Here is a 23,325-nt window from a genome sequence, read left to right on the forward strand (position 1 = left end):
CGCTTTACTCCTTGTCTGTTGGCTCGTTCAACGCCTCGATCAAACGAACGTAGCATTCGATGCCTTGCAATAGATTTTTTTCGTCAAAATTCATTTTGCTGCTGTGTAAAGGGTGGACATAGCCTTTTTCTTCATTTCGGGTACCCACAAAGAAAAAGACACCTGGGATCTCCTTTTGGTACATCGAAAAATCCTCTGCCAACATATATGGTGGTGTTTCTCGGTAGCTCTCCCCGACCACTTTTTCCAACACTTCCACCATCTCAGGATCATTGTCCACGACACGATAAAGATGTTCGAATTCGACATCCGCCGTGCAATCATATCCTTTGGCGATTTCTTGTGCGACGGTGGTGATTCTGCGCGTCATCGTTTCATAGACTTCATCTTCAAACGCCCGCATCGTTCCTTTTAAAACGACCTTACCGGGAATGATATTTTCCGCATCTCCCCCATGGATCTTCCCAAAAGTGATGACCCCAGCAGAAAGCGGGCTGATATTGCGTGAAATGATCGAATGCAATCCTTGAATAATCGCAGCCGCGGCTAAAATGGCATCATGTCCTTGATGAGGCTGGGCACCATGGGCACTCGTGCCGTTGATCGTTAGATTGATCTCGCCGTTACGGGCCATCATCGGACCTTTCCGGCTCGCAATGACTCCTTCGGGAAAGTCTGGGAAGACATGCAGCCCCACGATTTTTTCCACGCCAAAATCTCGTAAGATGCCTTCATCGATCATCAATTGAGCGCCACCGGGGCTTTCCTCGGCTGGTTGGAAAATCAAAACGATCGTTCCACGAATCACTTCAGGATGTGTTGCCAAATATTTAGCGAACCCTAGCATCGTTGCCATATGGCCGTCATGACCGCAGGCATGCATTTTCCCTTCATGTTTGGAAACAAAGGAAACACCTGTCTCTTCTTTGATCGGTAGTGCATCGATATCCGTTCGAAAGGCCAGCGTCTTTCCTGGGCGATCGCTGCGAAAGACCGCAATCAAGCCGGTTTCAATCACTGGATAGATTTCTTTGATCCCAAAGGATTGCAACTGACGCAGCAAGTATTCCTTTGTTTTGAACTCAGTTAACCCTAATTCAGGGATTGTATGTAATTCACGACGAAAACGAACCACGTCTTCGGTTAATTCTTTGACTGCTTGCGATACTTGCATGTTAAAACACCTTTCTATTCATTCCTTTTAAAAATATCCATAAAAACCAACGAATATTCAGTTTTTCATTGATATTGTTTAATATTATAGTATATAATTCGAATAATCTATAGTATAAATTGTCGAAATGTTTCGATTTTTATTGAAAAATTTACCCCTCGTTTTGGTACACTTATACGTAGAGTTACGAAAAATAAATTGGTTGAAAGGATGTGTCGTAGTTTGACAATATTCAAAGGTTCTGGCGTTGCGTTGATCACCCCTATGCTTCAAGATGGTTCGGTGGATTTCGATAAGCTGAAGGAGTTAGCGGAGTGGCATGTGCAGCAAGGAACGAATGCAATCATTGCATGCGGTACGACCGGTGAAGCATCCACGTTAGACGATGAAGAACATATCGCGGTGATCGAAGCGGTGGTAAAACAAGTTGCTGGTCGAATCCCCGTCATCGGCGGAACAGGCTCCAACAACACCCAACATGGGATCCATCTTTCAAAAGAAGCACAGCGCGTTGGTGCTGACGCATTATTGGTTGTAACACCCTATTACAACAAAGCGACCAAGAAAAGTTTAGTCGCTCACTATGAAGCAATCTGTCAAAGCGTTGAGCTGCCAGTGATCTTATACTCCGTCAGCTCAAGAACCGGCTTAAATTTAACACCTGAAGCTGTGGCAGAACTGAAAAAAATCCCTAATATCAAAGGCATCAAAGAAGCCAGCGGCGACATTTCGCAAATCGCAGAAATCGCTCGTCTTGCGGATGATGACTTTGCGATCTATTCAGGAAATGACGATCAAGTAACCCCAATTCTAGCTTTAGGTGGCTCTGGCGTGATTTCAACGATCGGCAATATCGCTCCGAAACAAACGGCACAACTCGTTGCTGATTTCTTAAATGGTGATGTAAAAGCCGCCATCAAAGAGCAATTGCGACAAAAACCGTTGATCGATGCGATTTTCAGTGAAGTAAATCCTGTGCCGATCAAAGCAGCGGTCTCCTTGCTAGGCAAATGCGAATTGCATTATCGTTTGCCTTTGGGTGTCCCAGAAGATGCGACCCTCGTTCATTTAGAAGAAGAAATGACCAATTACGGATTGCTGTAAGGAGGAGTTTTTGGTGAAACAGATTTTATTAAGCGGTGCAAACGGTCGTATGGGCAAAGTGTTGCAAAGCCTGATCGCAAAGCACCCTCAGTTAGAAGTGGCCGCCGGATTGGATCGTACCGAGCAATTAGATGGTCCCTTTCCAATCTATGATCGTCCAGAAAAAATCACGCAGCCGATCGATTTGGTGATTGATTTTTCTCATTATAGCAATGTCCCTGCCTTATTGAACTATTGTGTCGAACAGCAGCTGCCTATCGTGGTTGCTACAACTGGTTTGACGGAAGACACGCAGATGATGCTGCCGTTGGCTGCTAAAGTGATCCCAGTTTTCTATTCTGCCAATATGTCGTTGGGGATCAATGTACTGATCAAAGCACTACAAAGTATCACCCCCGCATTAGAAGCTGACTTTGACATTGAGATCATCGAAAAGCATCATAATCAAAAACTCGATGCACCAAGTGGTACAGCTTTGCTGTTGGCAGATAGTATCAATGACAGCTGCGAAACGAAAAAAGAGTATCTCTACGGGCGTGAAGGCAGTGATCTAGTAAATGACCGCAAGCAGATGGGCATCCATGCCGTTCGCGGCGGAACGATCCCTGGAGAACACATTGTCATCTACGCTGGGCAGGATGAAATCATTGAATTAAAACACACAGCGCTCTCCCGCGAAATCTTCGCCAATGGTGCGCTAAAAGCAGCGGAATTTTTAGCCGACCAACCAGCTGGTTTTTATTCCATGCAAAATCTAATCGACAAGTAAAGGTGGTCTCTCATGACAGAATTACAATTTTCCGATCCTTATCAATTAGCAAAATACATCAAAGAAGCAAATAAACAAACACCTGTAAAAGTCTATATCAATGGAGATCTTAGTAACGTCCAAGCAGATGGCATCCAATTGTTTGGTAACGGCACTTTCTATTTCGTGGTTGGTGACAGTCAAAAAGTGGCTGAGTTTTTAACCGTGCACCAAGACAAAATCACCGATCACTATCTGGAAAATGATCGCCGCAACTCAGCGATCCCTTTGCTGGACTTGACGAAAGTCGATGCCCGTATCGAACCAGGTGCCTTTATCCGTGACCAAGCCATCATTGAAAAAAATGCCGTTATCATGATGGGGGCCGTGATCAACATTGGTGCCGTCGTTGGTGAAGAAACCATGATCGACATGGGTGCGATTTTAGGCGCCCGAGCAACCGTTGGAAAAAAAGCCCATATTGGCGCTGGTGCTGTCTTGGCTGGCGTTCTTGAGCCACCTTCAGCAAGCCCAGTCATCATTGAAGACAATGTTTTGATCGGTGCAAATGCCGTCGTCCTTGAAGGCGTCCGTGTCGGCGAAGGTGCAGTCGTCGCTGCCGGTTCTGTGGTGACTGAAGATGTCCCTGCTGGCGCAGTCGTTGCTGGCTCACCAGCCAAAGTCATCAAAATGAAAGACGAGAAAACGAAAAGCAAAACCGAATTTTTAGACGATCTACGGGGCTAAACCGCGCTTTTCTCAAATATAAACATAAAAACGCAGTGCGGGTTCAGTGATGAGCCTGCGCTGCGTTTTGTCTAAAAAAGGGCGTGCCGAAAGCTTTTGGCACGCCCTTTTTCTATTGGCAAATGTTCTTGTAAAAGTGTTTATTCTGCTTGAAATTCTTTGATCGCTGCTTGGATCTCTTGATAGATTAGGGCAACTTCTTCAAGGTCTTTTGCGTTTGCTCCACTGGCAAGGGGATGTCCGCCGCCATGATGGCGTTTGGCGATCTCATTGATCACTGGACCTTTCGAACGCATCCGCACCCGATAATAGCCTTCTGGTTGTTCGACAAAGATCGCCCAAGCCATCACTTCGTCGATTTTCCCTGGTAAGGAAACGACTGCTGAGGTTTCCGAATCCACTACGCCAAAACGCTGCTGCAATTCTTGTGATAGGATCACTTTGCCAGCACCAATCTCATCGATCTCGATGTTTTCGTAGACATACCCTGAAAGGCGAGCAACACTGCGAGAGACTTGATCCAATTGCCGATTGATCTTCGGTGCATCAAAACCGTAATCCAATAGTTCAGCCGCTAAGCGCAGCGTTGTCGCTGTCGTTGCCGGATATAAAAACCGTCCAGTATCACCAACGATGCCCGCATACAGCAGACGAGCCGCTTCTTGTGTCATCGTCAGCTCGTTTTGAAACATTTGCCAAAACGAAACGATCATCTCACTACAGCTGCTGGCTTTCGTATTGACCCAGACCAGCTCTCCGTAAGGCTCATCATTAGGGTGATGATCGATTTTGATCAATTTCGCCCCTTGATCATAGCGTTGGTCACTGACCCGTGGTGCATTGGCCGTATCTGTAACGATCACCAACGCTCCTTTATACAAATCATCAGGGATCGTCTGCATCAGCGCCAAGTAATCCAATCCTTCAACGGGTCCGCCGACTTGATAGATTTCTTTTTCGGGAAAACTAGCTCGTAAAATTTCTGCCAAGCCCACTTGTGATCCTAATGCATCTGGATCAGGGCGTTGGTGCCGATGGATAATGATTCGGTCGAATGCTTTGATTGTTGCAAGTATTTCTTCTTGTACCTTCATGAATGGTCTCAACTTTCTCTCTAAAATTTTTCCATAAGTGCCGTTTTCGATGATTTATGGGCGTTCCATTACTTGGCATACCACGATCGCTTTTGCTACTAAGGAATTTTCGATCGATACTTCGATATCGATTTTCGCCGAACGTCGCCCCAGTTCTAGAATCTTCGGTTGAATGATGATCTCGCTTTCTAATTGGATCAAACGGAAGTAATGCAGATTGACTTGCTCGATCCAACTATTGCGCCGTTGATTCAACTGCATGGTACGTTTTGCCGTATTCGCGATCACTTCACTCAAGACACCAAAAGAGATCGTTCCGACTTCATTGACCATTTGAGGCGTCACCGCAAAGCTGAAATGCGGCTGCGGCAATTTGTTCCCTTCAAAATCTTGTTCGATGACTTGCATCTGTCCCGAGATTTGGTCTGAAATCGTATCTGAAATTTGTGTTTGTCGTTGGACCATCTGCATCGCTTTCATGATGTCTTGGCGTGTAACGATCCCAATCAAAGAAAGGTCATCTGCTACGACGGGCATCACTTCTAAGCCATCCCAAATCATTTGATGGCTGGCAGAGGCCACACTCATCTCTTTTTTTACGACCCGTGGTTCCCGGGTCATGATTCGTTCGATGATCTGCGTGTCAGGCTTTTCTAGGACATCTTTGGCTGTGATGATCCCAACGACCCGCATATTCTTGTTGACGACTGGATAGCGGGAGTGGTTGGTAGACTCCGAAAGCAGTTTGTAATCCTTGACCGTATCAAAGGTGTGCAGATACTTGGTTTTTTCCAATGGCATATAAATGTCACTCACCAGCATGATGTCCTTTTTGATCAGCTGGTCGCTCAAGGCACGGTTGATCATCGTTGCCACGGTAAAGGTGTCATAGGTCGTTTGTAAAATCGGCAGCTCCAATTCGTCTGCTAAGCGACAGATTTCCTCTGAGGTTTCAAAGCCCCCCGTGATCAAGACGGCTGCGCCATCTTCCAATGCCAACTTGTGGACTTCGTTACGGTTTCCGACGATCACTAAGGAACCAGGCGTGATGTAGCGTTCCATTGCCGATTCCTTCATGGCGCCGATAACAAATTTGTTCAAGTCTTTGTCTAATCCGGCTGCGCCGCCCAAAACATCGCCTTCAATGATTTGGACGACTTCGCCAAAAGTTAGTTTTTCAATGTGTTTCTTTAGTTTCCGTTCAATCCGAATGGTTCCCACACGTTGGATCGTTGAAACCAAGCCGATATTTTCCGCATCTTTGATCGCCCGATAGGCTGTTCCTTCACTGACATTCAAGTCTTTTGCGATTCCCCGCACCGAGATGCGATCGCCTACAGGCAGATTCTCGATATGCGCTAAAATCAAGTCGTGTTTTGTCGCCATAATTATCCCCTATTCCTACTACGAATCTTCCTGTTGCTTAAACTTCTAATGTCTCACCGACTGCAAGGATCTGGCCCACACCTGCCGGCAATAAATTCACGAAGGTTTGCGGATCTTGCTTGATCATTGGAAACGTATTGTAATGGATCGGTACTACTTTGCTCGCGTTTAAAAGCGCCGCTGCTGTTGCAGCATCTTGAACGCCCATCGTAAAATTATCCCCGATCGGTAAAAACGCCACATCGATGTCGAAACGTTCACCGATCATCGCCATATCGCTAAAGAGGGCAGTATCGCCAGCGTGGTAGATGGTTTTGCCTTCTGCTTCTAAAATGATCCCCACTGGATTGCCCATATAGATCATCGTTCCGTCTTCTTCAAGACCAGAGCTGTGTTTCGCTTCCACCATTGAGATTTTGCCAAACGGAAACTCAAAAGAGCCTCCCATATTCATGCCATGCGTCTCAGCAACGCCTTTGCGGGCTGCATAGCGGCAAATTTCAACGACACTGATCACTGGTGCTTCATTTCTTTTGGCGATCGGCACCATGTCCCCAATATGATCGCTATGACCATGCGTGATCAAAAGCCAATCGGTTTCCACTGTGTCTGCATCCAAATCAGTCAGAGCATTTCCAGTAATAAAAGGGTCAAACAACAATTTTTGGCCATCCGCTAATTGGATAGCAAGCACCGAGTGTCCGTGATACGTAAGTTTCATACAACATTCCCCTTTCCATCTAAGTAATACAGTCTAATATTTTTCATTATAACAGATAACGCCAGAAATCCAAAAGCACAAATTCTGGCAGCTTTATTACATCCGTCCTTTTTCTGGTTCTTGTCAAGAAAAACAAAAAAACTGTTCTACCCTTTCTGAATAAGGAATAGAACAGTTCGACCTGATGACTTCAAGCGATCATAGCGTTTTCTTACGTCCGCCTTGTTTATAGATGCGCCAGACTGTTAAGAATAACGCCGTGATACAAAGAAGGAACGCCCCAAAGAAGGTGATTTTCATGCCATAGGCAAAAATATCTGCCCGACCTGCGATATAGGTCGTCACATGCTTCCCATAGGCTTGACTCATTGCGGCATAAAGAATCGTCGTTGCTAAGGATATCCCTAAGACCATGCCCAAGTTACGGGCAAAGGAATTTAGACTACCTGCCACCCCAAGATTTTCTTTGGTGACGCTGCTCATCACCATCGTATTGTTGGGGGATTGGAACAACGAATTGCCTAACCCCATGATGGCAGTAGCGACGACATAGTACCAAATCGGCGTATGCTGATTCATAAACATATACATCAGCTGAGTGATGGACAGCAACGCTAAGCCAGCTAAGACCAAGATCTCCGGTCCTACACGGTCGGTCAAATAGCCGCTAAGTGGTGAACCGATGACCATCATCAAAGGAAAGACCATCATCAGCATTCCTGCCACGCTCGGCGTTAAGCCTCGGGCACTTTGCAAGTAAAAGGGAATCACGACATTGACAAAAAAGTTTGCAGAAAAGATCAGCAACGCCGTGATCAGGCTCATGGTGAAAATTTTATTACGAAAGATCCCAAAGGTAATCAGCGGTTTGCTCACACGCGCTTCTACTCGCAAAAAGACGATGAATGCCACTAAGGCGATCCCCACCAACAGCAGCGGCAGCCACGTTAGAAAGCCACGCTCTTGTCCAAGAAAAATGCCGCCGAAGAAGCTGATAATTGCAATTGAAAACAGCACAAACCCGGTTTTATCGATGGAATCATGACTCATGGTGATATCTTTTGGCAACACCTTTTCTCCAGCAATCATTGTCAGAATACCGACTGGAACATTGATCCAAAAAATAAACGGCCAAGAAAAATGCGCCAAAATCACTCCGCCTAATCCAGGACCGGCGATGGATCCTAACGAAACAAAGGCACCAATCATCCCTAAGGCACGTCCTCGTTCACTCATAGGAAAAACTTCAGTAATGATTCCGGTATTTGTCGCCATCGTCATGCTGGCTCCGATCGCTTGCACGACTCGGGCAAATAGCAGAAATGCTAAGGAATGATTAAACCCGCATAACAGCGAACCGATAATAAAGATCAGCATCCCCAAGCGGAATACTTTGATCTTGCCCCAACTATCCCCTACCTTACCGAATAACAAAAGGCAGGCACAAACGATCATCAAGTAGACGGATACGACCCACTCCGCTTGATTCATAGGGACACCCATATCTGCCGAGATCGTCGGCAAAGCGATATTTACGATACTCCCATCCAGTGTTGACATAAAGGTAAACATCGAAACAGCAATGAGAATCCACCACTTTCTCTGTTGTACTATGGGATTTTCTTGATAACTATTCACAAATCGACCATCCTCTCTTTGCTTGTTTTGTTCCTCTAGTCTTAGGGGGACAACTTTGTATTATTGATCGAAATCCATTCGCCGTCAATCCTTATCTGCTCATCACGACCAAAATAAGGGTCATTTTGTAAAAAAAACGCCACCTGTTTTCTTACATAAAAAAAAGACAAAAGCTTCGGTGAAAAGAAATCGGCCGTCAAACGGCTATTCTTTCACCTGCTTTTGTCAGTAGGTCAAAACGAATTATTTACGGTTGCGATTTCTTTGGCTTGATTCCATGATGACCGGCAAGATGACGGGACGGCGTTTGGTTTGTTCAAACAAGAAACGACTCAAACGATCACGGATATCTTGTTTCAATTTGCTCCATTCAAACTCTTCATCATGAAGGTGTTTTTCTACGATTTCTTCCACGATCTCGCCACTTTCACGAATCAGATCGCGACTGGCTTTCACGTAGACGAATCCACGAGAAGTGATTTGTGGTGCAGAAATAATTTTCTTTTCACGACGATTGATCGTCACTACCGCAACGAAGATTCCGTCTTCAGATAAGACTTTGCGGTCTCGCAAGACAATATTCCCAATGTCACCGACACCGATCCCATCGATCATGACGTTTTCAGCTGGGACCGCACCTGCGGCAAGCATTTCGCCTTTTTTGTACTCTAACACATCTCCACGAGCAGTAATGAAGATATTTTTCATCGGAATCCCGACTTCTTGCGCCAAGTCCACATGGGCGGCTAATTGGCGGTACTCGCCTTGAATAGGGATAAAGTACTTCGGTTTCATCATATTCAACATCAGCTGCAGATCATTCGGGTTGGCATGACCAGAAACACGGAAATTATCCGAGATCTGTTTTACGGTACCGCCAGCGCGATAGATGATATCTTCCGTTTTCGCAACCACAGTTTCCATTGCCGTTGTCGGCGTCGTTGTGATGTAAACAAGATCTCCTTCTTTGATGCGCAGCGTCCGGTGAGAGCCGTTGGCCATTTTTTGCAACGCTTTGATTGGTTCACCCATACGACCTGTTTCTAAAATCAGCAACTGTTCGTCTGAGTATTTTTTCATTTCTTTTTGGGTGATCAGCAAGTCTTCGGCAGGTAATTTTAATTTCCCTAACTTCATGGCCGTTTTGATGATCCGACCAAAATCTTGCCCGGTCAAAACGACTTTGCGATCAGAACGAAACGCCGCATCTAATACTTGTTGCACCCGTTGCAAATTGCTGGCAACACTAGCAACGATGATTCGACCTTCCCAATAACGGATATTGTCGTAAACTTCATCTTGGATCGTCAATTCAGAAGCGATCGGCGTTGGATTTTCGGCATTTGAAGACGTGCTTAGCAATGCTAAGACGCCTTCTTTTCCAATTTCCGCTAAGCGGCCAAAATCGGTTTGATACATAGGGATCGCTGTTTGGTCAAACTTGAAATCTCCTGTATAAACGATATTGCCAGCTTCTGTTTTGACGCTGATCCCAACAGAATCAGGGATAGAATGGGTCGTACGGAAAAAGCTGATGGTCGCATGACCAAAGTCGATCTCCGAATGTTCATCGATCACATGAAAATCTTTGAAGCGCTTGGTAGCTTCATTTTTATTCACGGTCAATTTTGCTAGTTCGATCGTTAACTCGGTCCCAAAGACTGGTACTTGGATATTCTCCAAGAAATAAGGCAATGCACCAATCGCATCTGCATGCCCATGGGTCAAGAAGACACCCGCCACACGGTCGGCATTTTCTTCTAAATATGTGAAGTCTGGAATCACTGTATCGATCCCTAATAATTCATTTTCTGGATAACGGACACCGCAATCCAGCACAAATATATCCTCGCCAACTTCAGCAATGTACATGTTCTTTCCGTTTTCGCGTACACCGCCAAGAGGAATGATTTTTATCGTTTCCACTTTTATTCACCTCTTAATTTTTTTCTACTGTATTATTTCCCAAGCATAAGCCGTCCCTATTATTATACAACAAAAAAAAGAAAAGCGTGGCATTCACCACACTTTTCTGAAAAACTTATGGTTTACACATGAACTAATCCTTGCTGATGCAGGCTTTCGGCGATTTGAACGGAGTTCCATGCCGCACCTTTCAGCAAATTATCAGAAACGACCCATAAATGCAAGCCGTTTTCGACATCCAAATCTTTGCGAATCCGACCAACAAAGGTTTCTGTTTTGTCCACACTGGTCAAAGCTTGCGGGTACACTTGTTGACTTGGATCATCTTGCAAGACGGCTCCTGGCGCTTCGCTGATCCACTGTCTGACTTCCTCAACACTAGCATGGTCTTTGGTCTCGATATAAATCGACTCTGAATGACCGCTAAACACAGGGATCCGAACACACGTAGCTGCTACTTTGATCTGCGTATCTTCCATGATCTTCTTCGTTTCATTGATCATTTTCCACTCTTCGTAAGTATAATCCTCTTCGGCGAAAACATCGATTTGCGGCAAGGCGTTAAACGCGATCGGGTAGTGCTTCTTGTCGCTGCCTGCTGGTAAAATCTCAGGGTTTAGTTCATCAGCGGCTTTGCCAGCTAATAATTCTTGAGATTCACGAGTCAATTCAGCCAAGGCTTGGGCGCCAGCACCTGAAACTGCTTGATACGTTGAAACCAAGACCCTCGATAAACCGACTTTTTGACGAATTGGTTCTAACGCCACCATCATTTGAATCGTTGAACAATTCGGATTGGCAATGATTCCTTTATGTTGCGCTAATGCATGAGGATTCACCTCAGGAACGACTAGAGGAACATTCGGGTCCATCCGAAAATGACTGGTATTGTCGATCACGACTGCACCGTGTTTGACTGCTTCTGGAGCAAATTGTTTTGAAATGCCGCCACCGGCACTGAACAATGCAATATCGACGCCTGCAAAGGAATCTGTGGTCAGCTCTTGAATAACGAGCGGTTCATTTTTGAACACAAGGGTCTTCCCAGCAGAACGTTTGGATGCCAACAACGTTATTTTTTTGATCGGCAACGTGGTCTTCTCCAACATCTCAATCATTTTTGTTCCTACTGCGCCGGTAGCCCCGACAACTGCTACGTGATACCCTGTACTCATCAAATCACTCCTCGAATAAAAATACATTTTTACTAGTTTATCATATCTTGTAAAAAAGAAAAGACCTTTCGTGGAAAGAAGCGCAAAAAGAAGGCTATACTGTCTAAATTTTTAATCTTTTTACCCTTTGCAGAAAAAATCTACCTATATTTAAGGGTTATCATTTGTCACATTCAGGTGTTATAGGATATAATACCGACAGAAGGAATTTTGGGGAAGATTCTTTCCAACGTGCATGGGGAAATTAAAAATACCCAAAACATTGAATGAGGCAAGAATTGCATATGCAATTCTTGCCTCATTTTTATGCTTCATTCGATTCTTCGTTGTTTACTTTCACGATAGCAAAGCCTTTGTTATCAATAATCATCGTTTCATCTTCCAGTTGGACAAACTGTTCCATCAGGATCGAATCAGGACGAGAAAGGGTGATTTGGTCATCGCCCGTATTGAAAATACCGATGATCCGCTGTGCCCCTAACTCTCGTTCGAAAATGATCAGTCCATCCTCTTCCGAAACCCAGTTCCAACTCAAGGAACCTTCTGATAAGACTTTCTGGTTGTCTTTGCGAATGCTGATCAATGAGCGAGTGAAATGCAGGAGATCACGATCTTGCTTTTCTTCTTCCCAAATCATACATTTGCGGCAATCCGGGTCCATATCGCCGGTCAAACCGATCTCATCACCGTAATACAGGCAAGGAACGCCTTGTTGCAGATACGTAAAGGCCATCACTTGGCGCATCAAGTCTTTGTCTCCTCGAGCCAAAGTTAACAAGCGTGGGGTATCATGAGAATCCAAGATATTGAACTGTACCTGGTTGGTTTGCTCCCGATACAACATCAGCTGGTTATTTAATTCCGAGACCATTTTCGTCATGGAGATCTCGTCTTTGACAAAATATTCAATGATTGCATCCGTAAAGGCGTAATTCATGACTGCATGAAACTCGTCGCCTTGTAACCACCGTTGAGAAGAGTGCCAAATTTCCCCAAGGATATAAAAATCATCTTTGGCATCATCACACACTTGGCGGAATTTTTTCCAGAAGTGGTGACTGACTTCATTGGCAACGTCCAAGCGCCAAGCATCGATATCAAACTCTTCGATCCAATAACGAGCGATCTTCAACAAATAATCTTGCACGTCGGGATTTTCTGTATTGAGTTTTGGCATATGCGGCGTAAAGGCAAACACATCATAGGTGATGTCATAAGCATCTTCAAAGTTTTCCCCTTCTTTGTAGTTGACAGGAAACTCATTGATGTGGAACCAATCAGCAAAGGGCGAATCTTTGCCGTTTTTGATGACATCTAGCCATTGATGCGAAGTATCCCCCATATGATTGAACACAGCATCTAGCATGACTTTAATGCCGCGTTTGTGGCATTCCTCCACTAAGCGTTTAAAGGTATCGTTATCTCCAAACGCTGGATCAATGGCTAAATAATCGATGGTATCATACTTGTGATTCGAATAGGCCTCAAAAATCGGACAGAAGTAGATTCCATTGATGCCTAGATCGACGAGGTAATCCAAATGATCGATGACCCCTTGCAGATCCCCGCCGAAAAAGTCTTGGCGATCGGGATTTTTTGAGCCCCAGGGCAATACACCTTCTGGATCATTTGATGGGTCCCCATTTGCAAAGCGTTCAGGGAAGATTTGATACCAAACGGTTTCTTTTGCCCACTCGGGAATTTTGAAACGATCGGCTTCTTGGAAGTAAGGCATCCGAAAATAATTGTTGTTCATTTCTAAATATTGCTGCTCAAAAGGATAGACCCCGTGGTCTCCATAAAAGACATGCAACCCATCGTAACTTTCGATGGAAAAGCCGTAAGACAAACGGCGGAATTCTGCTCCGACCGATACTTGCCAATAATCATGCAAGTCCGTGGAAAGAATTTTTTTCATTTCAATTCTTTGCTGGTACCAAGCTTCTTTATACAGTGTGTAAGGATCACCGCAAAGCAGCTGGACATGGCGGACGTCTTGACGGGCGGTACGCAAACGGATATGCATTTTATCCTTCTCGTACAAATACGCAAATTCACTTTCGGGACGATGATAAATGGCAGTAGTATTCATAGCAGACTCCTTTGACTTGTTTGATATACTCATTGTCGCACAAATCAGAAGTCAAAACAAGAGAAAAACGCAATCGGTTGCTTTATCTAAAAAATCGATAATATAAGTTAATATGAAATTAATTCAGCAATTGAAAAGCAAACGATTGCTTCGCCCTTTTTTAATCAAACGGCGTATTTTTCTCACATTGATTGCCAGTCCGTAAAATGTCATATTTCCGCAAGATCCCCACTGCCTCCGTCAACGACTGACTCAACTGCTGGATATCTTCTGCAGCCATTTGAGCGGTTTTGGCATTCAAGCGGTCTTCCACTTGTTTTTTCTTTTGGACAAACAACTGCTTCCCAGCTTCTTCCAAATAAACATTGACGTTGCGGCGATTGACGCCGTTGGTTTTGCGGACCACAAAGCCAGCCTTTTCTAACCCCGAGATCGAACGACTGATTTGGACTTTTGACGTACCGATTTGCTGGGCCAACTCGGACATCGTGATTCCTTCATTACTAGAGATCACCACGAGTTCCAAGATTTCCATTTTGGTCAATTTTAAATCTTCCAGACCGATTTCTTCAAACAATATGTTTCCCATCAGCGAAAAGATTTCCGCAAATACCGCCATATTGAATGTTCCTAACGCTTTTTCCATACTCTCCCTCTTTTCTGTCTTTAGTTTAGTATAAATTATTTGTTTAAACAATGATAATCGTTGATTTTTGTTAACCATTATGATAGCGTGGTTACATAATGAAAATAATCGTGAAAACGGCAAGAAAAGAGTGACAGCATGTTAGAATTAAAAGATATCAAGAAGTATTATACGGTTGGCGCCAGTACTACAAAAGCCCTCGATGGTGTCTCCGTCGCCTTTCGTAAACAAGAGTTTGTTGCCATTTTAGGGCCAAGCGGCTCTGGGAAAACAACCATGTTGAACGTGATCGGCGGCTTAGATAATTACGATTCTGGTGATATGATCATCAACGGCAAATCAACGAAATCCTTTAAAGATCGTGACTGGGATGCGTATCGGAACAATTCGATCGGCTTTGTCTTCCAAAGCTACAATTTGATCAGTCATTTAGGCATCATCGACAACGTCGAGCTTGGGATGACCTTGAGCGGTGTGTCAAAAGAAGAAAAACGCGCCAAAGCAACCGATGCTTTGACGCGTGTGGGCTTAGCTGAGCATATGCACAAAAAACCAAATCAGCTTTCTGGTGGTCAAATGCAGCGGGTAGCGATCGCTCGTGCCTTAGCAAATGATCCTGATATCCTTCTTTGTGATGAACCAACAGGTGCCTTGGATTCAGAGACCAGTGTCCAAATCATGGAACTGATCCAAGAACTATCAAAAGAAAAATTGGTCATCATGGTTACTCATAATCCTGAATTGGCGCACAAATACGCTGGACGGATCATTGAGTTCAAAGACGGACGAATCATTAAAGATTCGAACCCTCATGTCGAAGGACAAAAGAAAGACCAATTCGAATTAAAACACACAAAAATGAGTTTCATGACTGCCTTACGTTTGTCGTTTAACAATATCCGCACCAAAAAAGGGCGCACCTTCTTGACAGCCTTTGCTTCTAGTATCGGGATCATCGGAATCGCCATTGTTTTGTCACTGTCAACGGGATTCCAAAAACAAATCGACAATACCCAGTCAGAAACATTAGCTCGTTTTCCGATCACGATCTCGCAAGTAGCCACTGAACAAGATCCATCAGCCATGGGAACGCGGGAGAAATCTGAAGATTTCCCTTCAGATAAAGAGGTCACTGCCAAATTAAGTGATGCAGATCGTGCAACCCATATCAATAAAATCGATCAAGAGTTTCTCGATTACATCAACGACATTGATCCTGAATTAAGCAACAATATCGGCTACACTCGTTCCACTTCCTTGAACCTTTTCCGTAAGATCGATGATACTGTGGAACAAGTCAGCTTCTCCAATGCATCACCTGACAATGAACAGACCAATGCCATGATGTCTGCCATGAGTGCCTCCACCGGGATTGGGGTTTCGACTTTCCCCGAGCAGTTATCAGAGGATAACGGCAATTTCTTAAAAGACAACTACGACCTTTTAGAAGGCAGCTACCCAAGTGCTAGCACAGATGTCGTTTTGATCGTCGATGAAAACAACGTAACGAATGTCAATGCATTGATCAATCTCGGTTTTGACATTGAAGATGGCGACAAGGTGTCCTTCGACGATATCGTGGGAACAAAAATCACATTGGCGTCTAATGATGCCTTTTACACCGAATTACCAACTGGAAACTTCATTCCAAATCAAGATTTAAATGAAGTTTTCGATAACAGCGGCAACAAAGAACTAACGATCAGCGGAATCTTACGTATCAAGCAAAACTCTACGATGAACTTGCTGTCAACTGGCATTGCCTACAGTGATGCCCTCGCGCAAGAAGTCATCAAAGAAAACCAAGACTCAGCGATCGTCCAAGCCCAAAAAGACAGCGACACCAACGTGATGACGAATGAACCCGTTGACGAAAGTGCCAAAGATTCATTGATCGCTTATCTTGGCGGCAGTGATTTACCAAACAGCATTATGATCTATCCGAATGATTTCAGTGCCAAAGAAAAAATCCTTGATTACTTGGATGACTTCAACAAAGGCAAAGACAAAGAAGACCAAATCGTTTATTCCGATTTAGCGGGTACGATGACTCAATTGACTGGTGGCTTGATGGATGCCATCACCTACGTCTTGATCGCTTTTGCAGGAATCTCCTTGGTAACTAGCATGATCATGATCGGTATCATCACCTACACCTCTGTGCTAGAACGTACGAAAGAAATTGGGGTCTTAAAAGCATTAGGTGCTCGTAAAAAAGACATCACCCGCGTCTTTGATGCCGAAACCTGTATTTTAGGGATCGCTTCAGGAGCTTTAGGTGTCCTGATTGCTTGGTTAGCCACATTCCCGATCAACGCGATCTTATATAGTATGACTGATCTCGAAAATGTTGCTCAATTAAATCCAGTCCACGGCCTGATCTTGATTGCCGTCAGCACCGTCCTAACGATGATCGGCGGCCACATACCAGCTCGAATGGCAGCGAAAAAAGATGCAGCGATCGCTTTACGCGCCGACTAATTTTATAAAAAACCTAACAGACAGCAGCCATTCCTTTGGCTGCTGTTTTTTTGTCCTTCCTTCTGACGTCCAAAAGGTTTCTCTTGAAAAATTCATAAATGAGGAATACAATAGATTTGTTTTTAGGTATACCTAAAAAGATAGGACGTGAAACGATGAATGAAGAAAAAAAATTGATCCAAGCGGCCAACGGTCCTAGCTTGGAAGAAATAAATAATACAGTTGCCATTCCAAAAAACGGTAGCTTTTGGCGCAATCTTTTAGCGTTTTCTGGTCCTGGGGCATTGGTAGCCGTGGGCTATATGGACCCAGGAAACTGGATCACCTCGATCGGTGGCGGTGCTGAATATGGCTATCTCTTACTTTCTGTGATCTTGATTTCCAGTTTGATCGCTATGCTGCTGCAATACATGGCAGCCAAGCTAGGGATCGTGACCCAGATGGACCTTGCGCAAGCAACTCGTAAACACACCAGCAAAGGCTTAGGCTTTGTCTTGTGGATCGTCACCGAATTGGCTATCATGGCAACGGATATCGCGGAAGTGATCGGAGGAGCGATCGCTCTCAATCTACTATTCGGCTTACCTTTATTAGTTGGGGTCATCTTAACGATTTTCGATGTACTGCTTCTGCTCTTTTTAATGAAATTGGGTTTCCGAAAAATCGAAGCGATCGTCATGACACTGATTTTGGTCATTATGCTGGTCTTTTGTTACGAAGTCATTATTGCTCAACCAAATTTGCCTGCTGTCTTACAAGGCTTTATTCCCCAAAAGCAAGTCTTGAACCATGGGCAGCTGACAATGGCGTTGGGGATCGTTGGTGCGACTGTGATGCCGCATAATCTCTATCTGCATTCTTCGATCTCCCAGTCACGAAAAATCGATCGCAGCGATACCCAAGAAGTGGCAACGGCCGTGCGGTTCGCTACTTGGGATTCCAATATCCAATTATCCGCTGCCTTTTTGGTCAATTGCCTGCTTTTGATCTTAGGAAGTGCCTTGTTCTTTGGTCATAGTGAAGAAGTCGGCACCTTCTCCGCGCTGTTTGATGCTTTGCAAGATTCCTCCATTGCTGGTGCTGTCGCCAGTCCAGTCTTGAGCGTTCTGTTTGCCGTGGCGCTCTTGGCATCTGGTCAAAATTCAACGATCACTGGGACACTGACGGGGCAAGTCGTGATGGAAGGATTTATCCATATGAAGATCCCTACTTGGGCGCGACGTCTGATCACCCGTGGCTTATCGGTGATCCCCGTTTTGCTTTGTACGATTTACTTTGGCGGTAACGAACAAGCCTTGGACGATCTGCTGATCTATTCGCAAGTCTTTTTAAGCATCGCCTTACCCGTTTCGATGATTCCGTTGGTTCTTTTTACCAGCTCAAAAAAAATCATGGGGGAACGCTTCAAGAATCCGCTATGGGTCTCTACCTTAGGCTGGATCTGTGCCCTTGCACTGACGGTCTTGAATGTCCGCTTGATCATCGAAACACTCGGCAACTTCTAATAGAAAAAAAGCTTACGAGCTAGCCTCGTAAGCTTTTTTTGGTTAATTCGTTTCTAAATCATGTAAAAACAGACCGCTCAACAGTTTTGGTTCAAACCAAGTTGATTTTGGCGGCATAATTTCTCCCGCATCGGCGACTGCCAAAAGATCGGCCATTTGCGTTGGATACATGGAAAAGGCCAATGTCCATTCTCCGCTATCTACCAAACGTTCCAATTCTTCTGGACCACGAATTCCGCCGACAAAATCAATGCGTTTGTCTGTCCGCACATCTTGGATCGCGAAAATATCAGCCAGCACGTATTGTTGTAAAAGCGACACATCCAGCTGTCCTACCGCATCTTGCGGCACAGCTTCCGGCTTGATGGTCAACTCCCACCACGCATGGTTTAGGTACAGATGAATCGAACCACGTTGCGCTGGTTTCTTCCTTGTAGTTTCTCGAATCGTAAAATGCTGGGCTGCCTGCTCAAAAAAGTTTTCTGGCACTGGTACCCGCAAAACCCGATTGTATTCCCAAATCGCTAATTCATTTTCTGGGAATAAAATCGCTAAAAAGCGGTCGCTTTCTTGACTGCTTTGGCCATCGGCTCGCTTTTGCAAGCCGACTTTGACTGCTGACTCTGTGCGGTGATGCCCATCCGCAATATAAAGGGCATCTACAGCTTGAAACTGCTGGGCAAAAGAGGCGACTAGCGCTGGATCATCGATCAGCCAAACACGATGTTGCACCTCATGATAGCTGACAAAATCATAGATTGGCGCATGCTCTGCTTGCCACGCATCGATCGCTTCTTTGACTGCTGCTGGTTGGCGATAGCTCAAGAAAATCGGACTTGTATTGGCATCACATGCCAGAATATGATTGATCCGATCGATTTCTTTTTCTGGACGGGTAAACTCGTGTTTCTTGATTTTCCCAGCGACGTAATCATCGATCGAGGTACAGGCGACAAGCCCCGTTTGGCTTCTACCAGCCATCGTCAATTCATACAAATAATATGCGGGCGCCGTTTCTTGAATCAACCAGCCTTCTTCTTGAAAAGATGCAAGATTTTCCGCCGCTTTTTGATACACCTGTGGATCATAAGGATCGATTCCTGGCAAGTCGATCTCCGAACGGTCGATGTGGAAATAGCTGTAAGGATTGCCTTGCGCAAACGCTGCGGCTTCTTGTGAATTGACCACGTCATACGGTAGCTCGGCCACTTTTTCTGCCAATGAGGCTTCTGGACGAATGGCTTTAAACGGAAATACTTGAACCATTAATACCCAACCTCCTGATTCTTGATGACCCGTACACGAACGATATTTTCGTTCTCCCGCAGTTTATCGGCTAATTGATTCAATAAGGCTTCATCTTCAGAAGCGACATCGGCTAGGGTGTAAGCAAAGTCTTCCCGTCCACGATTCAGCATATTGTCGATATTGATTCCAGATTCCGCAATGATCGATGAAATCTGACCTAACATATTCGGTACATTGCGATTGATGATCGTCAGACGATAAGGCGAATGAAAAGCCATCTCAACAGTTGGAAAATTCACTGAGCGCTTGATGGTTCCAAATTCCAAGAATTTTTTCAATGTTCGGGCTGCCATTTTGGCACAGTTGACTTCGGCTTCTTCTGTTGATGCACCTAAATGCGGCAAGACGAGGACTTTTTCATTGTGCAGCAATTGTTCATCCGCAAAATCAGTCGTATAGCCCGCTAGACGGTCAGCTTTTAACGCACGTAAAACGGCATCTGTATCGACGATTTCTTTACGAGAAAAGTTGAATAGCTTCGTTGTTGGTTTCATTTTCGCAAGTTCGGCTTCCCCGACGAGATGATGCGTGTTTTCCATTAGCGGCACATGAACCGTAATAAAATCACAGGTTGAAAAGACTTCCGCAATATCATTGGCACGCTTGACCCGACGAGAGATCGTCCAAGCAGTATCCACTGACACGTAAGGATCATAACCGACTACTTCCATCCCTAGACGATAAGCATCGTTGGCGACCATCGCTCCAATAGAACCAAGGCCGATGATTCCTAACTTTTTGCCTTCTAACTCTGTTCCAGCAAATTGACTTTTTTGCGCTTCTGCTTGTTCTTCCACATTATCACCGCTCAAGGTTTGGACCCATTGGGCACCTCGTAAAATCGGACGGACACTTAAGAGCAGACTAGCGATCACTAATTCTTTGACCGCATTGGCATTGGCGCCTGGCGTATTAAAGACGACGATCCCTTTTTCAGTACATGCTTTGACGGGAATGTTGTTGGTCCCAGCCCCTGCACGGGCAATACCTAAGACACTTTCAGGAAAAGCGTAATCGTGCAATTTCTGGCTGCGCAGCAAAATCCCTTGCGGTTGGTCGCTTTCGTTGATGGCATACTTTTCTTTTTCTAAACGCTGTAATCCTTCTGGTGCGATCGCATTGAATGTTTTGATTTGGAACATTTATTTGACCTCCGCTTCAAATGATTTCATAAAGTCGACTAACGCTTGAACGCCAGCTAATGGAAAGGCATTGTACAAGCTTGCTCGCATTCCTCCAACGGAACGATGCCCTTTCAAGTTCTCAAAGCCAGCTTTGACAGCTTCTTCATTGAAGCGCTGATCTAATGCTTTATCCCCTGTCACAAAAGGAATATTCGTTAGTGAACGGCTATCAACAGCCACAGGACTACTGTAAAGAGCAGAGGCTTCGATCGTTTCGTATAAAAGCGCCGCTTTTTGGCGGTCTTGTTCTAAAATGGCAGGAATGCCGCCTAATTCTTCCAACCATTCAAACACCAATTTAGCAATATAGATAGCATACGTTGGTGGTGTATTGTACAATGAGTCATTTTTAGCCTGTAGACGATAATCCAGCATTGGAGCGAAGACAGCATCATCATTGAGTAAATCTTCTCGGATGATCACTACCGTCAACCCTGCAGGACCAATATTCTTTTGGGCCCCAGCATAAATCACACCAAAGTCTTCTACGCGATAGTCATTGGCTAAAATATTTGAGGACATATCCGCTACGATCGGCACGTCGCCAGCCTGCGGAATCGTTTGAAAGGCCGTCCCTTCAATGGTGTTGTTCGTGGTGATATGCAAATAAGCCGCTTCTTGATCGATCGCATCTTCTGAAATTTCTGGAATATAGGTAAAGTTTTGATCCTCACTAGAGGCAACAACTTCCACCGTCACGTTTCCAAGCGCTTTTGCTGCTTCAATAGCTTTTTTCGACCAAGAACCGGTATTTACGTATAAGGCTTTTTTGTTTTGTGCAAGATTTAAAGGGATCATACTGAATTGGAGACTCGCGCCGCCTTGTAAAAACAGTACCTGATAGTTTTCAGGAATTCCCATTAATTTTCGTAAAAGTGCTTCTGCATCTTTAATGATCGCTTCAAACAAGGAGGACCGATGACTCAGCTCCATAACGGACATCCCACTTCCGCGGTAATTCAAAAGTTCGGATTGTGCTTTCTCCAATACGGGACGGGGCAATACGGCAGGACCAGCTGAAAAGTTATAAACTGTCATACAAAAAATCTCTCCTTTATGTTAGATGTGAAAATCATTATAACAGATAGCCGAAAATGAAAAAAGCCTTAAAAGAGAAAATAATTTTGAATTTTCAGAAAAGACTACCAATTTCTTAACGTTCGTCATTTCGGCATTTTTTCAAACAGCCAGCGAGAAATTTCATTGTAAACGATCTCGCGATTGCGCTCATTCAAAATCTCATGCCGGCCCTGCTCAAGCAAATACATCGTCACATCAGCATTTTGCTTCAGCTGCTGAGCCAATTGGCGGACGCTTTTGCCATAGTGCCCCACAGGATCATCTGCACCTGAAATCAAGAGCAGCGGCAATTCTGGATCAATCCTGCGCAGTTGATCCGGATCACTGGCAGTTTGCGTCAATGTAAAGAGATCCTTGTAAGCCGCTAAGGAAAAATGAAATTGCGTGTAAGGGTCCTTCAAGTAGCGATCCACTTGTTGCGGATCACTGGTCAACCAATCCTTGGCGGTCCGATTGGGACGAAAACGCCGGTTGTGCTGGCCAAAAACCAGCTGTTCCATTACGTGATAAGGCCATTGCTGAGCGGCAAACGGGCGCAACAAGTTCGTGACAAGTTTGCCTCCTTGCATCAGCACGGCTTTTTCCATCGTGGTGCCCATGATGATCGCTCCTGACAATGGATGTGGCTGACTAAACAAATAATTCCGCAACACCAGAGACCCCATACTGTGCCCTAAGATAAAGCATGGTCGGTCTGGGTAGCAAGCAGCTGCGTACTGATGGACCACTCCCACATCTGCCACTAAATAGTTGGCGCCCTCTTTTTCACCAAAATGCCCATAGGCCTGTGTTTCTTTCACGGATTGCCCATGCCCTAAGTGATCATGACCGACCACCGCATAGCCTTGCGCAGTCAAACATTCCGCAAACTCGTGGTAACGTTCAATGTGTTCGATCATTCCGTGAACGATTTGCACGACTGCTTTCGGCTGTTCTTCTGGCAGCCACGTTTTGACAAAAAGCTGATCCTTCCCATTTGATGAAGTCAGCTTTTCTTGATTCATCCTCATAGTTCGCACCTCTTTTGCTTTTTCTTTTCCCTTCGCCAAATAAAACGGTCGTTTTCTTTATTATACATGGAATTTTAGGCTATGGCGGTAGGAGTTGGGAATTTTCAAGGATAAAAAACCACGCAAAACGTGAGAAGTTCAAACATATGTAGCACAATAGCCACCCCTATTTGCGGTAAGAGTGACTATTGTGCGCTTGTTGCAACTTCCAAGCGTGTGGGTTAGCGACAACTTGCCTAGCTATCGCCTCGCTTATCTAACCAATAAGCGTATAGATCGAGGTACCTCGAGTGATCCTACTAACCC

18 protein-coding genes are annotated in these 23,325 nt (G+C 44.8%); 5 read left to right on the top strand and 13 right to left on the bottom strand.

Annotation, left to right across the window (positions count from 1 at the left end; all coding sequences use genetic code 11):
* Window positions 1-4: 4 nt before the first annotated feature.
* A complete protein-coding gene (locus tag IGJ25_RS15280; RefSeq protein ID WP_005228259.1) occupies window positions 5-1,174 on the bottom strand; it encodes a M20 metallopeptidase family protein in 1,170 nt (389 codons plus the stop codon).
* A 222-nt stretch (window positions 1,175-1,396) separates the two neighbouring features.
* Here IGJ25_RS15280 and dapA point away from each other — a divergent pair, with 222 nt between their 5' ends.
* Genes dapA through dapD form a run of 3 tightly spaced genes read left to right on the top strand, consistent with a single transcriptional unit; the run spans window position 1,397 to window position 3,773 of the window.
* On the top strand, window positions 1,397-2,278 hold the full coding sequence (dapA, locus tag IGJ25_RS15285) for a 4-hydroxy-tetrahydrodipicolinate synthase (protein ID WP_008380503.1): 882 nt from the start codon (window positions 1,397-1,399) through the stop codon (window positions 2,276-2,278).
* Window positions 2,279-2,291: 13 nt separating this feature from the next.
* Window positions 2,292-3,047: a 4-hydroxy-tetrahydrodipicolinate reductase gene (gene dapB, locus IGJ25_RS15290; RefSeq protein WP_005233953.1), complete on the top strand. Its 756-nt coding sequence runs from the start codon at window positions 2,292-2,294 to the stop codon at window positions 3,045-3,047.
* A gap of 12 nt (window positions 3,048-3,059) precedes the next feature.
* Window positions 3,060-3,773: a 2,3,4,5-tetrahydropyridine-2,6-dicarboxylate N-acetyltransferase gene (gene dapD / locus IGJ25_RS15295; RefSeq protein ID WP_010749978.1), complete on the top strand. Its 714-nt coding sequence runs from the start codon at window positions 3,060-3,062 to the stop codon at window positions 3,771-3,773.
* Window positions 3,774-3,913: 140 nt separating this feature from the next.
* Here dapD and IGJ25_RS15300 read toward each other — a convergent pair whose 3' ends face one another.
* The 8 genes from IGJ25_RS15300 to IGJ25_RS15335 form a co-directional block, all read right to left on the bottom strand.
* Entirely contained in the window at window positions 3,914-4,867 is a 954-nt protein-coding gene (locus IGJ25_RS15300; protein ID WP_221692745.1) for a DHH family phosphoesterase, read from the bottom strand.
* 54 nt (window positions 4,868-4,921) lie between these two features.
* The gene (locus IGJ25_RS15305; protein WP_005228249.1) at window positions 4,922-6,253 is read right to left on the bottom strand and encodes a DRTGG domain-containing protein; all 1,332 of its coding nucleotides are present in this window, start codon (window positions 6,251-6,253) and stop codon (window positions 4,922-4,924) included.
* A gap of 37 nt (window positions 6,254-6,290) precedes the next feature.
* A complete protein-coding gene (locus tag IGJ25_RS15310; protein WP_005228247.1) occupies window positions 6,291-6,974 on the bottom strand; it encodes a metal-dependent hydrolase in 684 nt (227 codons plus the stop codon).
* A 198-nt stretch (window positions 6,975-7,172) separates the two neighbouring features.
* Window positions 7,173-8,612, bottom strand: coding sequence for an MFS transporter (locus tag IGJ25_RS15315; protein ID WP_010749980.1), 1,440 nt, complete (start codon window positions 8,610-8,612; stop codon window positions 7,173-7,175).
* Between the two features lie 243 nt (window positions 8,613-8,855).
* Complete coding sequence (locus IGJ25_RS15320) at window positions 8,856-10,538, bottom strand: ribonuclease J (protein ID WP_010749981.1); 1,683 nt, start codon at window positions 10,536-10,538, stop codon at window positions 8,856-8,858.
* Between the two features lie 122 nt (window positions 10,539-10,660).
* Window positions 10,661-11,713, bottom strand: coding sequence for an aspartate-semialdehyde dehydrogenase (locus IGJ25_RS15325; RefSeq protein ID WP_010749982.1), 1,053 nt, complete (start codon window positions 11,711-11,713; stop codon window positions 10,661-10,663).
* A 304-nt stretch (window positions 11,714-12,017) separates the two neighbouring features.
* Window positions 12,018-13,805, bottom strand: a complete 1,788-nt coding sequence (locus IGJ25_RS15330; RefSeq protein ID WP_005228237.1) for a glycoside hydrolase family 13 protein — start codon at window positions 13,803-13,805, stop codon at window positions 12,018-12,020.
* 160 nt (window positions 13,806-13,965) lie between these two features.
* Entirely contained in the window at window positions 13,966-14,451 is a 486-nt protein-coding gene (locus IGJ25_RS15335) for a MarR family winged helix-turn-helix transcriptional regulator (protein ID WP_010749984.1), read from the bottom strand.
* 138 nt (window positions 14,452-14,589) lie between these two features.
* On the opposite strand from IGJ25_RS15335, the gene IGJ25_RS15340 reads away from it, so the two are divergent.
* Together IGJ25_RS15340 and IGJ25_RS15345 are read left to right on the top strand one after the other, a co-directional pair.
* The gene (locus IGJ25_RS15340; protein ID WP_010749985.1) at window positions 14,590-16,932 is read left to right on the top strand and encodes an ABC transporter ATP-binding protein/permease; all 2,343 of its coding nucleotides are present in this window, start codon (window positions 14,590-14,592) and stop codon (window positions 16,930-16,932) included.
* Window positions 16,933-17,087: 155 nt separating this feature from the next.
* Window positions 17,088-18,437 (top strand): Nramp family divalent metal transporter, encoded by a 1,350-nt coding sequence (locus IGJ25_RS15345; RefSeq protein WP_010749986.1) that lies wholly within the window; start codon window positions 17,088-17,090, stop codon window positions 18,435-18,437.
* Between the two features lie 42 nt (window positions 18,438-18,479).
* Here IGJ25_RS15345 and IGJ25_RS15350 read toward each other — a convergent pair whose 3' ends face one another.
* From IGJ25_RS15350 to IGJ25_RS15365, 4 genes are all read right to left on the bottom strand, one after another.
* Window positions 18,480-19,703, bottom strand: coding sequence for a DUF1015 domain-containing protein (locus IGJ25_RS15350; protein ID WP_010749987.1), 1,224 nt, complete (start codon window positions 19,701-19,703; stop codon window positions 18,480-18,482).
* The gene (locus tag IGJ25_RS15355; protein ID WP_016609459.1) at window positions 19,703-20,887 is read right to left on the bottom strand and encodes a phosphoglycerate dehydrogenase; all 1,185 of its coding nucleotides are present in this window, start codon (window positions 20,885-20,887) and stop codon (window positions 19,703-19,705) included. The genes IGJ25_RS15350 and IGJ25_RS15355 overlap by 1 nt, the downstream gene beginning before the upstream one ends.
* The gene (gene serC / locus IGJ25_RS15360) at window positions 20,888-21,967 is read right to left on the bottom strand and encodes a 3-phosphoserine/phosphohydroxythreonine transaminase (RefSeq protein WP_010749989.1); all 1,080 of its coding nucleotides are present in this window, start codon (window positions 21,965-21,967) and stop codon (window positions 20,888-20,890) included.
* A gap of 125 nt (window positions 21,968-22,092) precedes the next feature.
* Window positions 22,093-23,019 (bottom strand): alpha/beta fold hydrolase, encoded by a 927-nt coding sequence (locus IGJ25_RS15365; RefSeq protein WP_010749990.1) that lies wholly within the window; start codon window positions 23,017-23,019, stop codon window positions 22,093-22,095.
* Window positions 23,020-23,325 lie beyond the last annotated feature (306 nt).

Source organism: Enterococcus sp. DIV0240d, assembly GCF_051711245.1.
GTDB classification, from domain to species: Bacteria; Bacillota; Bacilli; order Lactobacillales; family Enterococcaceae; genus Enterococcus_D; species Enterococcus_D casseliflavus.